17 protein-coding genes are annotated in these 13,897 nt (G+C 73.8%); 15 read left to right on the top strand and 2 right to left on the bottom strand.

Annotated features, from left to right (window positions below):
• Window positions 1–20: 20 nt before the first annotated feature.
• From ABD143_RS27560 to ABD143_RS27535, 6 genes are all read left to right on the top strand, one after another.
• Window positions 21–287, top strand: a complete 267-nt coding sequence (locus tag ABD143_RS27560; RefSeq protein ID WP_343984340.1) for a type II toxin-antitoxin system Phd/YefM family antitoxin — start codon at window positions 21–23, stop codon at window positions 285–287.
• Window positions 284–688, top strand: coding sequence for a PIN domain-containing protein (locus tag ABD143_RS27555; protein ID WP_343984339.1), 405 nt, complete (start codon window positions 284–286; stop codon window positions 686–688). The genes ABD143_RS27560 and ABD143_RS27555 overlap by 4 nt, the downstream gene beginning before the upstream one ends.
• Window positions 689–775: 87 nt before the next feature.
• Window positions 776–1,180, top strand: coding sequence for a YciI family protein (locus ABD143_RS27550; protein WP_343984388.1), 405 nt, complete (start codon window positions 776–778; stop codon window positions 1,178–1,180).
• A gap of 71 nt (window positions 1,181–1,251) precedes the next feature.
• Window positions 1,252–2,433 (top strand): RNA polymerase sigma factor, encoded by a 1,182-nt coding sequence (locus ABD143_RS27545; protein ID WP_379659690.1) that lies wholly within the window; start codon window positions 1,252–1,254, stop codon window positions 2,431–2,433.
• A gap of 42 nt (window positions 2,434–2,475) precedes the next feature.
• Window positions 2,476–2,973, top strand: coding sequence for a type II toxin-antitoxin system PemK/MazF family toxin (locus ABD143_RS27540; protein ID WP_343984338.1), 498 nt, complete (start codon window positions 2,476–2,478; stop codon window positions 2,971–2,973).
• Window positions 2,974–2,996: 23 nt separating this feature from the next.
• Window positions 2,997–3,266: a hypothetical protein gene (locus ABD143_RS27535; RefSeq protein ID WP_343984337.1), complete on the top strand. Its 270-nt coding sequence runs from the start codon at window positions 2,997–2,999 to the stop codon at window positions 3,264–3,266.
• Here ABD143_RS27535 and ABD143_RS27530 read toward each other — a convergent pair.
• Both ABD143_RS27530 and ABD143_RS27525 read right to left on the bottom strand, forming a co-directional pair.
• Complete coding sequence (locus ABD143_RS27530; protein ID WP_343984336.1) at window positions 3,259–3,939, bottom strand: LON peptidase substrate-binding domain-containing protein; 681 nt, start codon at window positions 3,937–3,939, stop codon at window positions 3,259–3,261. The genes ABD143_RS27535 and ABD143_RS27530 overlap by 8 nt on opposite strands.
• Before the next feature lie 4 nt (window positions 3,940–3,943).
• Complete coding sequence (locus tag ABD143_RS27525; RefSeq protein ID WP_343984335.1) at window positions 3,944–4,642, bottom strand: NUDIX hydrolase; 699 nt, start codon at window positions 4,640–4,642, stop codon at window positions 3,944–3,946.
• Between the two features lie 186 nt (window positions 4,643–4,828).
• Between ABD143_RS27525 and nadA the strand changes: the two genes are divergently transcribed.
• The 9 genes from nadA to hisH all read left to right on the top strand — a co-directional run bounded on the left by nadA (window position 4,829) and on the right by hisH (window position 13,871).
• Window positions 4,829–5,848: a quinolinate synthase NadA gene (nadA, locus tag ABD143_RS27520; protein ID WP_343984334.1), complete on the top strand. Its 1,020-nt coding sequence runs from the start codon at window positions 4,829–4,831 to the stop codon at window positions 5,846–5,848.
• Window positions 5,845–7,464 (top strand): L-aspartate oxidase, encoded by a 1,620-nt coding sequence (locus tag ABD143_RS27515; protein ID WP_343984333.1) that lies wholly within the window; start codon window positions 5,845–5,847, stop codon window positions 7,462–7,464. Before nadA ends, ABD143_RS27515 begins: the two co-directional genes overlap by 4 nt.
• Entirely contained in the window at window positions 7,461–8,336 is an 876-nt protein-coding gene (nadC, locus tag ABD143_RS27510) for a carboxylating nicotinate-nucleotide diphosphorylase (protein WP_343984332.1), read from the top strand. The genes ABD143_RS27515 and nadC overlap by 4 nt, the downstream gene beginning before the upstream one ends.
• A gap of 34 nt (window positions 8,337–8,370) precedes the next feature.
• Window positions 8,371–9,243 (top strand): MBL fold metallo-hydrolase, encoded by an 873-nt coding sequence (locus ABD143_RS27505; RefSeq protein ID WP_343984331.1) that lies wholly within the window; start codon window positions 8,371–8,373, stop codon window positions 9,241–9,243.
• A gap of 247 nt (window positions 9,244–9,490) precedes the next feature.
• Entirely contained in the window at window positions 9,491–10,810 is a 1,320-nt protein-coding gene (gene hisD / locus ABD143_RS27500) for a histidinol dehydrogenase (RefSeq protein WP_343984330.1), read from the top strand.
• Complete coding sequence (locus ABD143_RS27495) at window positions 10,807–11,937, top strand: histidinol-phosphate transaminase (protein ID WP_343984329.1); 1,131 nt, start codon at window positions 10,807–10,809, stop codon at window positions 11,935–11,937. The genes hisD and ABD143_RS27495 overlap by 4 nt, the downstream gene beginning before the upstream one ends.
• The gene (gene hisB, locus ABD143_RS27490) at window positions 11,934–12,533 is read left to right on the top strand and encodes an imidazoleglycerol-phosphate dehydratase HisB (protein WP_343984328.1); all 600 of its coding nucleotides are present in this window, start codon (window positions 11,934–11,936) and stop codon (window positions 12,531–12,533) included. Before ABD143_RS27495 ends, hisB begins: the two co-directional genes overlap by 4 nt.
• Window positions 12,534–12,741: 208 nt before the next feature.
• Complete coding sequence (locus tag ABD143_RS27485) at window positions 12,742–12,999, top strand: hypothetical protein (protein ID WP_343984327.1); 258 nt, start codon at window positions 12,742–12,744, stop codon at window positions 12,997–12,999.
• A 236-nt stretch (window positions 13,000–13,235) separates the two neighbouring features.
• Window positions 13,236–13,871 carry an imidazole glycerol phosphate synthase subunit HisH gene (gene hisH / locus ABD143_RS27480; protein WP_343984326.1) on the top strand — a complete coding sequence of 212 codons (636 nt, stop codon included), beginning with the start codon at window positions 13,236–13,238 and terminating at the stop codon, window positions 13,869–13,871.
• Window positions 13,872–13,897: the final 26 nt, after the last annotated feature.

The following is a 13,897-nucleotide window of genomic DNA, read 5'->3' as shown; positions in this document are numbered from 1 at the left end:
ATTGCGCTACGGTTGTGCACATGCCCGAGACCATCGGCCAGCGCCAGCTGCGCAACGACAACGCCGAGATCATGCGGCGAGTCGAAGCCGGCGAGAGCTTCGTCATCACGCGCAACGGCACACCCGTCGCCGATCTCATCCCCCGTGCACGCGACCCGAAGCGGCCGCGCTACACCGGCCGGGAGCAGCAGGAGTTCTTCCGGACTCTCCCGCCGATGGACGTCGAGCAGTGGTACCGCGAGCGCGACGAGGCCGACCAGTTCTTCCGAGACGACCGCGTCGAATGACCACGTCGTACGCCCTGCTCGACACATCGGTTCTGATCGACCTCGAGCGGATCGACCTCGGGGTCCACGTCGACTCCGTCCTGGTGACAAGCGCGGTCTGCGTCGGCGAGCTCGCCTCCGGGATTGCCACCGGCCCTGATCCGGACGTCCGGCAGGCTCGGCTGCGGCGAGTTCTCGAACGCTACGAGGTCATGCCGTACGCCGTCGAGGAGGCGAAGCTCTACGGAGTACTGAACGACCGCGTCCGCGCCGTCGGCCGCAACCCGCGCCCACGCCGCTTGAACCTGCAGATCGCCGCCACGGCCGCCGCGGCGCGGATGCCGCTGCTCACCTGCAACCCGGCCGACTTCGTCGGCGTCGCCCCGCTCGTCGATGTGGTGGCGGTAGGCAGGACCGGATAGCCCGTGTCCGGCCCGGCACAGTGGCTCCGACGTCTCTGGCGAAGGCGCCACGAGGGCGTCCGGAGAGAGGAGCCGACCGTGAAGTACATGATCATGTTGTACGGGTCGCAGCGGGACTACGACGTGCTGTCCGGGAAGCCGACCAGCAAGCCCGCGATGACGGCGGAGCAGGTCGCGGCGATGCACGCCTACATGGGAGAGCTGCACGAGGAGCTGGCGAAGACCGGCGAGCTCGTCGACGGGCAGGGGCTGACCGCTCCCGTGCATGCGCGGCGCGTCCACCTCCGCGGCGGGGCGCCCGTCGTGACCGACGGGCCGTACCCGGAGACGCAGGAGGTGCTCGCCGGCTTCACGATCGTCGAGTGCGAGAGCTACGACCGCGCCACCCAGATCGCCGCGCGCTTCGTGGACCCCGACGACGAGGGGCAGTACGTCGACATCCGTCCGGTCGTGGATGGGTTCGAGCAGCTCGACGAGCCGGTGGTGGGGTAGCCACGGGCGCCGGCACCGAGGACGTCGGGGACCTGCTGCGCCACCTCGCGCCGCAGGTCCTCGGCGCGGTCGTGCGCCGCTTCGGGCACTTCGACGCCGCCGAGGACGCCACGCAGGAGGCGCTCCTCGCCGCGGCCCAGCAGTGGCCCGGCGAGGGCAGGCCGGAGAACCCGCGGGCCTGGCTGATCACCGTCGCCTCCCGCAGGCTCACCGACCTGCTGCGCAGCGAGCAGGCCCGGCGTCGCCGTGAAGACACCGTGGCACAGTGGACGCTCCCCAGTGACCTGCTGGCGCCCGCGCCCGAGCGCAGCCCGTCGGACTCCGACGACACGCTCATCCTGCTGTTCCTCTGCTGCCACCCGGCGCTCTCGCCTGCGTCGCAGATCGCGCTGACGCTGCGCGCGGTCGGCGGCCTCACCACGCCGGAGATCGCGCGGGCGTTCCTCGTGCCGGAGGCGACGATGACCCGGCGCATCAGCAGGGCCAAGCAGACCGTCAAGGAGAGCGGCGTGCCGTTCGGGATGCCGGGGGGCGCCGAGCGCGCCGCCCGGCTCGACGCGGTGTTGCACGTGCTCTACCTGATCTTCAACGAGGGCTACGCCACGACATCCGGGCCGAACCTGCAGCGCACCGAGTTGACGGCCGAGGCGATCCGGCTCGCGCGGATGGTCCACCGGTTGCTGCCCGACGACGGCGAGGTGACGGGGCTGCTCGCGCTGATGCTGCTCACCGACGCCCGCAGGCCTGCCCGAACCGGACCGGCAGGGGAGCTGGTGCCGATGGCCGAGCAGGACCGGAGCCTGTGGGACGCGGGCAGCATCGCCGAGGGGGTCGCGCTGGTCACGGCCGCGCTCCCGCGGGGCGACACCGGCTCCTACCAGCTCCAGGCCGCGATCGCCGCCGTCCACGACGAGGCGCCGAGCGCGGACGAGACCGACTGGCCGCAGATCACTGCGCTCTACGAGGTGCTGCTGCAGATCTCCGACAACCCGGTGGTGTCGCTCAACCACGCGGTGGCCGTCGCCATGTCCAGCGGACCGCAGGCCGGGCTGGAGCGGCTCGCGCAGCTCACCGCGGACGGGCGGATCGCCGAGGACCATCGGCTGCACGCCGTGCGCGCCCACCTGCTGGAGATGGCGGGCGAGCGGGACACAGCCCGCGAGTGCTACGAGGCCGCGGCCAGGCGCACGACCAGCCTCCCGCAGCAGCGCTACCTGCACGCGAGGGCGGCGCGCCTCGTCGAGGACGCCTGATCTCCTGAGCGGGCCGCGACCTGATGGTGGAGCATGCTGCGCATGGCGAACTGGGGTGGGCTTCTGCGGGAGGCCGCGAAGATCGGTCTCGACCGGCTGTCGTCGCGGACGTCGGCCCGTGAGTCGAGGCCGCCCGGCCGGGCGCCGGTCCGCACCGCGCCTGCGGCCGAGCGGTCCCGCACGATCGTCTACGCGCCCGACCTCGACGGCGCGGCGGACCCCGGCGAGATCGTCTGGGCCTGGGTGCCGTTCGAGGAGGGCGACGGCCGCGGCAAGGACCGGCCGCTGCTCGTCGTCGGGCGGGAGGGCGGCGACCTGCTCGGCCTGATGCTGTCGAGCCAGCACGACCGGGCCGACGACCGGAACTGGATCTCGGTCGGGTCGGGGGCGTGGGACCGCGAGGGCCGCGAGTCCTTCGTCCGGCTGGACCGGGTGCTGGAGGTCGGTGAGCACGACATCCGGCGCGAAGGCGCCGTGCTCGACCGCGAGCGGTTCGAGTGGGTGGCCGCGCAGCTGAGGGCACGCTTCGGCTGGACCTGACCGGCGCGCCGGCTGGCTCGCTCGTGACTCGCTCCGTCGCACTCCTCGGCCTGTCGATCGGCGGCCTGCGCGCCGGTGTGACCCCGCGGTGGCACGCCGCGCTGGGGCTGGTCTCCGCGACGCTGCTGTTCGGCTCCGCCACCGCCGCCCCGCTCGTCGTCGCCGGTGCCGGGCCTCTCGGCCTGCTCGGTCTCGTCGGCTGGCTGCTCTGGGTCGGATGGGTGGCCGGATACGGGATCGTCCTGGTTCGTCGAGTCTCTGCCCGCGTCAGTGCGAACGAAGGGCTCAGTTGAAGCTGTGCTCCACCGCGTAGGTGCTGATCGGTGCCGGCACCGCGCGCAGCCGCGAGAGCAGGCCCGCCTCCCGCGCCAGCAGCGCCCGCACCATCCGCAGCCGCTCGATGGGCGAGGTCTGTTCGAGCAGGCTCTGGCGGTCGCTGATCGTGAGCAGGCAGTCGGCCGCGAGCACGTGCGGGAGGGTGCCGGGCTCGACGTCGGCGTCGGGCTCGGTCCAGTCACCGGTCTTCCACGCGGTGGAGCAGTAGTGACGGTGGGCGGCTCGGGCGGCGCCCGTGAGCATCGGGGTCAGCTCCGCCGCGAGGCCGGGCGTCTCGGCGTCGGGCACGAACTCGACCGTCGCCATCAGGTACGGCTTCGCCTCGGCGTCGAGGTCGAGGAGCCGGAACCGGCGGGCCCCGTGGGTGACGATGTCAAAACGCCCGTCGGGAAGCCGGCGCACATCGTCCAGCCGCGCCGTGCACCCGACGCCGTGCAGCGCGGCCAGGCCGTCGTCGTCGGGCGTGAAGCCCTCGCGGACGGCGACCACCCCGAACTCCTTCGCCGGCACCGCACCCGTCACGAGATCGACGGTGAGCTGGCGGTAGCGCGGCTCGAAGATGTGCAGCGGCAGCGAGGATCCGGGCATGAGCACCGTGCCCAGGGGGAACAGCGGGAGCGTCTCGGCCACCCGCTTACGGTACGGCGACTCGTGATCCCTCGCCTGGCGGTCGCAGGACGGCGAACGCATCGGTCACCAGAAGGCTGTGGTCGGTGAAGCGGAAGAGCGCGGCGGGGCGTCCCCCGGCCGGTCCTGGCGGGGCGACCTCCCCCGTCGGTTCCAGCAGCCGGCGCCTGGTCAGCACGCGCTGCAGGTTGGTGGCGGAGACCGGGTGCCCCAGCGCGGCCGCATACAGCTCGCGCAGGGCGGAGATCGTGAACTCGCGCGGGGCGAGCGCGAACCCGAGGTTGGTGTAGGAGAGCTTCGCCCGCAGCCGTTCGTGGGCGGCGTCGACGATCGCCGCGTGGTCGAAGGCGGTCGGGGGCAGCGCGGCGAGCGGATGCCACGTGGTGTCGGCAGGCACCACGGGGTCGGCGTCGGACGGCACGAGCCCGAGGAACGCCGTCGCGACCCGCCGCGTGCCCGGCACGCGGTCGGGGTCGCTGAACACCGCGATCTGCTCGATGTGGGTGACCTCGCGGACGTCGACCTTCTCGGCGAGCTGGCGCAGCACCGACCGCTCGACGTCCTCGTCGTCGCGGAGCCTCCCGCCGGGCAGGGCCCACCGGCCGGAGTCGGGCGGGCGCGCGCGCTGCCACGCCAGCACTTGGAGGGCTCCCTCGCGGATCTGGAGCACGGCCGCCAGCACCTCGTGTTCGGTAGGGCGGGCCATGCGCGGATCGTAGGCCGCGGGAGCACGGCGTCACCGCGCCGGTACCGACCGTCCACCGCCGCTCATCGGCATGAACGCCAGATTGCGCCCCGGTGAGTTCCCGGTCACGCGAACTGGGTCGGGGCAGGCGCCCTGCGCTACCATCGCCTTGTTTACGACTTATAGTCGAAAACAGGGGAGGGCACGATGATCGCAAGTCCGAGCGTCGCCGAGCCGCGCGTCGACGGATCCCCGGACGCCTGGCCAGGGGCCGCGTGGGCCGACGAGGTCCGCAGGTTGGCCCGCCGCCGCGGCGCCGTGATCCTGGCGCACAACTACCAGCTCCCCGCGATCCAGGACATCGCCGACCACACCGGTGACTCGCTCGCGCTCTCACGCATCGCGGCGGAGTCCGACGCCTCCACGATCGTGTTCTGTGGCGTCCACTTCATGGCCGAGACCGCCAAGATCCTCAGCCCGCACAAGACGGTGCTCATCCCGGACGCCCGCGCCGGCTGCTCGCTGGCCGACTCCATCACGGCCGACCAGCTCCGGGAGTGGAAGGCCGAGTACCCGGACGCGGTCGTCGTCTCCTATGTGAACACCACCGCGGCGGTGAAGGCCGAGACCGACATCTGCTGCACCTCGTCCAACGCGGTCGAGGTGGTGGCCTCCATCCCGGCCGACCGCGAGGTGCTGTTCCTGCCCGACCAGTTCCTCGGCGCGCACGTCCGCCGGGTGCTGGGCCGGGAGAACATGCACGTCTGGGCGGGGGAGTGCCACGTCCACGCCGGCATCAACGGCGCCACGCTCACCGCGAAGGCGGAGGCGAACCCGGACGCCGAGCTGTTCGTGCACCCGGAGTGCGGCTGCGCCACGTCCGCGCTCTACCTCGCCGGGACGGGCGCCGTGCCCGCCGACCGCGTCAAGATCCTCTCCACCGGCGGGATGCTCGACGCCGCACGTGCGTCGCAGGCCTCGTCCGTGCTCGTCGCGACCGAGATCGGCATGCTGCACCAGCTGCGCAAGGCCGCCCCGGAGATCGACTTCCGCGCCGTGAACGACCGCGCGTCCTGCCGGTACATGAAGATGATCACGCCTGAGAAGCTGCTGCGCGCGCTGCGGGAGGGTCGTGACGAGGTGCACGTCGACCCCGAGCTCGCCGCGCGCGGCCGCGCGGCCGTGCAGCGGATGATCGAGATCGGGCAGCCGGGCGGCGGGGAATGAGCGAGCTCGCGAGCGAATCATGGACGCAGCGCGGCTGGGAGGCGAGCGCGGACCTGGTCGTCGTCGGCTCCGGGGTCGCCGGGCTCACCGCGGCGCTGGACGCCGCTGGGCTGGGGCTGCGGGTCGTCGTCGTCACGAAAGACGCCGCTGACGCCGGGTCGACGCGGTGGGCGCAGGGAGGCGTCGCCGTCGTGCTCGGGGACATGCCCGGGGACAGCGTCGGTGCGCACGTCACCGACACGATCACAGCGGGCGCCGGGCTGGCCGACGCCGCCGCCGTGGCGGAGATCATCGCGGACGGCCCGGCCGCCGTGGCGCGGCTGCGGGCACGGGGCGCGGTCTTCGATCCCGGCCCCGACGGGCGGCTCGCCCGCACGCGGGAGGGCGGGCACTCGGCGTTCCGCGTGGTGCACGCCGGCGGCGACGCCACCGGAGCGGAGGTGGAACGCGCACTGGTCGCGGCGGTGGCCGACCGCAGGCTCCCGCTGCTCACCGGCCACGTCGCCGTCGACGCGCTGCGCGACGAGGACGGCGCTGTCACGGGGCTCGCCGTGCTCGACGACGAGGGACGGCCCGGGGTGTTGCGGGCGCCCGCCGTGCTGCTGGCGAGCGGCGGGTACGGGCAGCTCTACGCGAGCACCACCAACCCGGAGACCGCCACCGGTGACGGGATCGCGCTCGCGTTGCGGGCCGGCGCGACGGCGGCCGACCTGGAGTTCGTGCAGTTCCACCCGACCGTCCTCTACACGGGCCCCGCGGCAGGCCGCAGGCCCCTGATCACCGAGGCGGTGCGCGGCGAGGGCGCTGTCTTGCTCGACCGGGCCGGGCGCCGGTTCATGACCGGGGTGCACCCCCTCGCCGACCTCGCCCCGCGCGACGTCGTGGCCGCGGCGATCACCCGTACGCTCGCCGCGACCGGTACCGACTGCGTCTACCTCGACGCGACCGCGATCCCGGGCTTCGCCGTGCGCTTCCCGACGGTCCACGCCGCGTGCCGGGACGCGGGGGTCGACCCCGCGCGGGAGGCGATCCCGGTCACCCCGGCCGCGCACTACGCCTGCGGCGGCGTCGTCACCGACCTGCACGGGCGGACCGCCGTTCCCGGCCTCTACGCCGCGGGTGAGGTGGCGCGCACCGGGCTGCACGGGGCCAACCGGCTCGCGTCGAACTCGTTGCTCGAAGGGCTCGTCGTGGGCGCCAGAGCGGCCCGGGTGGTGGCCGCGGACCGGCGCACCGCACGCTGGGCCGCTGCGGTCCGGCCCACGCCGGCGATGCCGCTCGCCCCGCGCGAGTCCGTACAGCGGGCGATGACCGCGGCGGCCGGGATCGGCCGCGACGCCGCGGGCCTCGCCGCCGCGTCGGACGCCGTGGAGGCCGCCACCCGCGCGTCCGTCCCGGCCGACCGAGCCGGCGTGGAGGACGCGGCGCTCACGCTGCTCGCGCAGGCCGTGCTGGCCGCCGCAGGCACCCGCACCGAGAGCCGCGGGTGCCACGTGCGCACCGACTTCCCCGAGCGCGACGACGTCTGGCAGCGGACGAGCCTGGTGCTCGCCCTCGACGAGGCCGGGCACCCCGTGGTACTTCCCGGCGCCATACCGGAAGGCAGGGCGGCATGACGGCCACGATCGCTGGACCCGACATCGACGACCTGCGCCGGGTCGTCGCCACGGCACTGCAGGAGGACCTGCGATACGGCCCCGACGCCACCACCGCGGCCACGGTCCCGGCGGGCGCGACGGCCGTCGGCGCGTTCGCCGCGCGTGAGCCGGGCGTGCTCGCCGGGCTTCCCGCGGTGCGCGAGGTGCTCGACGACGTGCTGGGCCGTACCGGCTACGAGGTGCTCGCCGAGCGCGCCGACGGCAACCGGCTCGCCGCGGGCGAGTCCGCGCTGACCGTCCGGGCGCCGGTGCGGGGGCTGCTCACCGCCGAGCGCACGGCGCTGAACCTCCTGTGCCACCTGTCGGGGGTCGCGACGGCCACCGCCGCATGGGTGGACGCGGTCGCCGGCACGCGGGCGCGCATCCGCGACACCCGCAAGACCATTCCGGGGCTGCGGCTGCTGGAGAAGTACGCGGTGCGGTGCGGCGGCGGCACGAACCACCGCCTCGGCCTCGGCGACGCCGTGCTGATCAAGGACAACCACGTGGCCGCGGCGGGGTCGGTGGGCGCCGCGCTCGCCGCGGCGCGGGCGCACGCCCCGAACCTGCCGTGCGAGGTGGAGGTCGACACCCTGGAGCAACTCGACGAGGTGCTCGACCTCGGAGCCGAACTGGTGCTCCTCGACAACTTCGACGTCGAGCGCACCCGGGAGGCCGTGCGCAGGCGCGGGGAGCGCCCGACGCTCCTGGAGAGCTCCGGCGGGCTGGTGCTCGCGAATGCCCGCGCGTACGCCGACACGGGCGTGGACTTCCTCTCGGTGGGTGCACTCACCCATTCGGTCCGGGCATTGGACCTCGGTCTCGACATCAATCCTGATCCGGGGGCTTGACCTCGACCGGGGTGCAGCGCCGACCATTCTCGAGATGACCGTGCCTACCCACCCCGCCGACTCCGCAAGCTCCGCCGGCTGCCATCCCCCGGTCTGGATCTGCGCCACGTGCGCCATCGAGCATCCCGACACGCCCGAACCGCCGCAGGTCTGTGAGATCTGCTCCGACGAGCGGCAGTACGTGCCGCCCGGCGGGCAGCGCTGGACGACGCAGGCCGAGCTTGCAGAAGCGGGCCACCGGCTGCGCTTCACGGAGCTGGAGCCGGAGCTGTTCGGGATCACGGTGGAACCGCGGTTCGGCATCGGCCAGCGCGGCCTTCTCGTCCGGACCAATGGGGGCAACCTGCTGTGGGAGCCGCCGGGGTACATCGACGCCGTCGCCGTTGCCGCCGTGCGCGCGCTGGGCGGGGTGGCCGCCGTCGCCGCAAGCCACCCCCACCTCGTCGGGAGCTCGGTGTCGTGGAGCCGCGCCTTCGGCGGGGTCCCCGTGCTCTTCGCCGAGGCCGACCGGCAGTGGGTGCGCCGCCCGGACCCCGCGATCGAGTTGTGGAAGGACGAGAAGGAGGTCCTGCCCGGACTCACCCTCGTGCCGTGCGGGGGACACTTCCCCGGGAGCGCGGTGGCGCACTGGGCCGAGGGCGCCGAGGGCCGCGGCGCGCTGCTCACCGGCGACACCCTCGGCGTGGGCGCCGACCGCGCGTCCGTGGGCGTGATGCGCAGCTGGGTCAACCACGTCCCGCTGCCGCCGCGCGCCGTCCGCCGCATCGCCGACGCCCTCCGCCCCTGGCACTTCGACCGCCTCTACGGCGGGTTCAGCACGATCGACTCCGGCGCGGAGGAAGCCGTGCACCGCTCCCTGGAGCGCTACCTGCTCTGGCTGGACGACCGAGCCCCGGTGGACACCTGACACCCCGACTCGCGCGCACTCACACCCCGACTCGCGCGCGCTCACACCCCGACTCGCGGGGGTGGGACTCCACACTCCGCGAGTCGGGGTCTGGGTGTACGCGAGTCGGGGTCTGGGTGTACGCGAGTCGGGGTCTGGGTGCGCGCGAGTCGGGGTCTGGGTGCGCGCGAGTTGCGGTTGCGTGGGCAGGCCCGCCGTGGACGTGCCGCCGCGGGTCTCGTGCCGCCCACCCCCGTACGCTGGGCACATGCTCCGCCGACTCGACCTGCGTGCTGCACAACTGCCCCGCACCGCCGACCTGCGCGGCCTCCTACCGCGCGCCGCGGTGGACGTGGACGAGGTGCTGCACCAGGTCCGGCCGATCGTCGAGGACGTGCGCGAGCGCGGCACCGACGCGGCGCTGGACTACGCGGAGCGGTTCGACCGGGTCCGCCCCACCGGGGTGCGTGTGCCCGTGCAGACGCTCAACGGCGCGCTCGCCGCGCTCGACCCGGCGGTGCGCGCCGCGCTTGAGACGGCCATCGAGCGCACCCGGAAGGTCCACGCCGATCAGCGCCGCACCGACCTCGTCACCGAGGTGGTGCCCGGCGGCACCGTCACCGAGCGGTTCGTGCCGGTGCAGCGGGTGGGCCTCTACGCGCCCGGCGGGCTGGCCGTCTACCCGTCGAGCGTGGTAATGAACGTCGTGCCGGCGCAGGAGGCGGGCGTCGAGTCGCTCGTGCTCGCCTCGCCGCCGCAGGCCGAGCACGGCGGGCTCCCGCACCCCACGATCCTCGCCGCGGCCGCGCTGCTCGGCGTGGAGGAGGTGTGGGCGGTCGGCGGCGCACAGGCAGTGGCGCTCCTCGCGTACGGCGGCACCGACACCGACGGCGGCGAGCTCGCCCCGGTCGACATGGTCACGGGGCCGGGCAACCTCTACGTCACGGCCGCCAAGCGGTTGCTGCGGGGCCTGATCGGGATCGACGCCGAGGCGGGCACCACCGAGATCGCGGTGCTCGCCGACGACACCGCCGACCCGGCGCACGTCGCCGCCGACCTGATCAGCCAGGCCGAGCACGACACCGCGGCCGCGTCCGTGCTGGTCACCACGTCCGCCGAGCTGGCCGACGCCGTGGACGCCGAGCTGGAGAAGCGTGTGTCGGCCACTAAGCACTCCGAACGCGTCCGCACGGCGCTCACCGGCCCGCAGTCGGGCACGGTGCTCGTCGACGACCTCGCGGCGGGCGTCACGGTCGTCGACGCCTACGCCGCCGAGCACCTCGAGATCCAGACCCGCGACGCGCGGGAGGTGGGCTTCCGGGTCCGCAACGCCGGCGCGATTTTCATCGGGCCGTTCGCGCCGGTGTCGCTCGGCGACTACTGCGCAGGCTCCAACCACGTGCTGCCCACTGGCGGGTGCGCCCGGCACTCCGCCGGGCTGTCGGTCCAGACGTTCCTGCGCGGCGTGCACGTCGTCGAGTACACCCAGGACGCGCTGCGCGACGTGGCCGACGAGGTGGTCACGCTGGCCGCCGCCGAGGACCTCCCGGCGCACGGCGAGGCAGTGACGGCGAGGTTCGGCCGGTGACGGCCGTCGAGGAGCTCGTGGGCGGTGAGGTCGAGCTCGCGGACCTCCCGCTGCGCGACGATCTGCGGGGCCGCAGCCCGTACGGGGCCCCACAGCTCGACGTAGCGGTGCGGCTCAACACCAACGAGAACCCCTACCCGCCGCCGCCCGAGCTGGTCGCCGACGTCACCGCGGCCGCCCACGCCGTGGCCGCTGAGCTGCACCGCTACCCGGACCGCGACGCCGTCGCGCTGCGCACAGACCTCGCCTCGTATCTGACCGCGGCCACCGGCGTGCCGCTGACCAGCGCGAACCTCTGGGCCGCCAACGGCTCCAACGAGGTGCTGCAGCAGATCATGCAGGCCTTCGGCGGGCCGGGGCGCACGGCCGTGGGCTTCGAGCCGTCGTACTCGATGCACCCGATCATCGCCGCGGGCACGCGCACCGAATGGCTGCCCGCGCCGCGCCGGGCCGACTTCTCCGTGGACGTCGACGCGGCCGCCGCCGTGCTGCGCGAGCGCGCCCCCGACCTCACGTTCCTGACCAGCCCGAACAACCCCACGGGCCAGTCGCTGGAGCCGGACGAGGTCGCCGCGCTCGTCGAGGCCGCCCCGGGGCTCGTCGTGGTCGACGAGGCGTACGCGGAGTTCTCCGACCGGCCGAGCGCGATCTCGCTCCTGCGCACCCACGGCCGCAAGCTGATCGTCTCGCGCACGATGAGCAAGGCGTTCGCGTTCGCGGGCGGGCGGCTGGGCTACCTCGCCGCCGCACCAGCGGTGGTCGACGCGCTGCAGCTCGTCCGGCTGCCCTACCACCTCTCGTCGCTGACGCAGGCGGCCGCTCGGGCGGCGCTGCAGCACGCCGGGGCCACCCTCGGCTCGGTGGCGCTGCTGCGCGCCGAACGGGACCGGGTGGTGGCGGCGCTCGTGGCGAGCGGCTACGACGTGGTGCCGAGCGACGCCAACTTCGTGCTGTTCGGCCGCTTCGCCGACGCACCGCGGGCGTGGCGGGCCTTCCTCGACCGCGGCGTGCTGATCCGGGACGTGGGGATCCCGGAGCGGCTGCGTGTCACGGTCGGCACCCCCGAGGAGAACGACGTGTTCCTGCAGGTCGCGGCGGACGTTGTGGATCAGGAGATCGCGGGATGACCAGGGTCGGGCGCGTGGAGCGCGTCACCAAGGAGTCCAAGGTGCTCGTCGAGATCGACCTCGACGGCACCGGCACCACCGAGATCAGCACGGGCGTGCCGTTCTACGACCACATGCTGGACGCGCTGGGCAAGCACGGCGCGTTCGACCTGACCGTGCGTGCCGAGGGTGACGTCGAGCTCGATGCCCACCACACGGTCGAGGACGTCGCGATCGTGCTCGGGCAGGCGATCCGGCAGGCGCTGGGCGACAAGAAGGGCATCCGCCGGTTCGGTGACGCCTGGATCCCGATGGACGAGGCGCTCGCGCACGCCGTCGTCGACGTCTCGGGGCGGCCGTACACGGTGCACACCGGCGAGCCGGACGTGATGCAGGGCTTCGTCGTCGGCGGGCACTACCCCACGGTGCTCAACCGGCACGTGTTCGAGTCGCTCGCGTTCCACGGCCACCTCGCGCTGCACGTCCGGGTGCTCGACGGGCGCGACCCGCACCACATCACCGAGGCCGAGTTCAAGGCCGTCGCGCGGGCGCTGCGCGCGGCCGTCGAGCCGGACGCCCGGATCACCGGCATCGCGTCCACCAAGGGCGCACTCTGACGCTGCCGGGCGACTCCCACGTCCACAGCGAGTGGTCGTGGGATGCGGTGGAGGGCTCGATGCTCGCCTCCTGCGCGGGCCGCACCCTCGTGCGGGTTCCGGCCCGGGGCCGACCCGGCCGAACTCTGGGGACGCCGGCGGTCCGCGGTATCTGCGCCGCCGTCAGGCCGCTCTTAGGAGCGGGCTACGGCGTTTCAGGGAGGCGCGTATGGAGATGATCGATCGCGGTCCGGATCCGGACGAGTACGTGACATGGGTGCGGGAGGCCGCCGCACGGGCCCTGGACACCCATCCCGGACCGGTCGGCGAGGTGCTCGCCCGCGAGCTGCGGGCGTACGCGCAGTTCGGCTACCGGTTCGGCACCGACGGGCTGCTCGACAGGCTCGCAGGCGACATCCTGGCCCGCCCGGCGGTCGACACCGCCGCCAGCGCGAGCGCGGCGGCCACGGCCGTGCCGGCGAGGTAGGTCGCAGGCCCGAGAGCGACGAGCGCGGCGAACAGCGCGTCGGCGATCTGCAGCGCCGAGCTGTTCGTACCCTGCTCCGTGGGCGCCGAGAGCTCCAGCAGCTCCAGCACGAACGCCGCGACGCCCGTACGCATCGCCCACGCCGGTACTCGGGTGTCGCTTCACGTCCCGGCGAGTACAACCCTGCAACCTCAACTGGGGTCGAGGTCAACCGGGTTGCCGGTACCCTGGCGCCCGTGTCGCGGATCGTCGTGCTCGACTACGGGTCGGGCAACCTCAGGTCGGCCGAACGCGCCTTGGCGCGCGTCGGGGCCGACGTCACGGTCACCGCCGACGCCGACGCGGCGCTGGAGGCCGACGGCCTCGTCGTGCCGGGCGTGGGCGCTTTCGCCGCGTGCATGCGCGGACTCACCTCGGTCGGCGGTCCGCGGATCATCGAACGGCGGCTCGCCGGCGGTCGTCCCGTGCTGGGGATCTGCGTCGGCATGCAGGTGCTGTTCGACCTCGGCGTCGAGTGGGGCGAGCGCACCGCGGGCTGCGGGCAGTGGCCGGGCACCGTCGAGCGGATCAAGGCCGACGTGCTCCCGCACATGGGCTGGAACACCCTGCGCGTGCCGACCGGCTCCACCCTGTTCGCCGGGCTCGACCCCGACACGCGGTTCTACTTCGTGCACTCCTTCGGGGTCCGGACCTGGGACCTCCCCGAATCGGAGGTGCTCAAGCCGCCGCTCGTGACGTGGGCGCACCACGGCGAGGACTTCGTCGCCGCCGTCGAGAACGGCGCGCTCGCTGCCACCCAGTTCCACCCCGAGAAGTCGGGGGATGCGGGCGCCGCGGTGCTGCGCAACTGGCTCCGCGACGTCGTGGGCTGAAGGTCCTTCACGCTCGGTAGGCTTTC

Origin of the sequence: Pseudonocardia aurantiaca, assembly GCF_039526725.1 — a bacterium.
Taxonomy (GTDB): domain Bacteria; phylum Actinomycetota; class Actinomycetes; order Mycobacteriales; family Pseudonocardiaceae; genus Pseudonocardia; species Pseudonocardia aurantiaca.
The sequence above is the reverse complement of the archived record's forward strand: the minus strand, read 5'-3'. Positions and strand labels throughout refer to the sequence as shown.

Coding starts and splice junctions, on each gene's coding strand:
- nadA (WP_343984334.1), top strand. CDS start 4,829: ATGATCGCAAGTCCGAGCGTCGCCGAGCCGCGCGTCGACGGATCCCCG.
- ABD143_RS27560 (WP_343984340.1), top strand. CDS start 21: ATGCCCGAGACCATCGGCCAGCGCCAGCTGCGCAACGACAACGCCGAG.
- ABD143_RS27515 (WP_343984333.1), top strand. CDS start 5,845: ATGAGCGAGCTCGCGAGCGAATCATGGACGCAGCGCGGCTGGGAGGCG.
- hisB (WP_343984328.1), top strand. CDS start 11,934: ATGACCAGGGTCGGGCGCGTGGAGCGCGTCACCAAGGAGTCCAAGGTG.
- ABD143_RS27540 (WP_343984338.1), top strand. CDS start 2,476: ATGGCGAACTGGGGTGGGCTTCTGCGGGAGGCCGCGAAGATCGGTCTC.
- ABD143_RS27485 (WP_343984327.1), top strand. CDS start 12,742: ATGGAGATGATCGATCGCGGTCCGGATCCGGACGAGTACGTGACATGG.
- ABD143_RS27550 (WP_343984388.1), top strand. CDS start 776: ATGATCATGTTGTACGGGTCGCAGCGGGACTACGACGTGCTGTCCGGG.
- ABD143_RS27525 (WP_343984335.1), bottom strand. CDS start 4,642: ATGGCCCGCCCTACCGAACACGAGGTGCTGGCGGCCGTGCTCCAGATC.
- ABD143_RS27505 (WP_343984331.1), top strand. CDS start 8,371: ATGACCGTGCCTACCCACCCCGCCGACTCCGCAAGCTCCGCCGGCTGC.
- ABD143_RS27555 (WP_343984339.1), top strand. CDS start 284: ATGACCACGTCGTACGCCCTGCTCGACACATCGGTTCTGATCGACCTC.
- nadC (WP_343984332.1), top strand. CDS start 7,461: ATGACGGCCACGATCGCTGGACCCGACATCGACGACCTGCGCCGGGTC.
- hisD (WP_343984330.1), top strand. CDS start 9,491: ATGCTCCGCCGACTCGACCTGCGTGCTGCACAACTGCCCCGCACCGCC.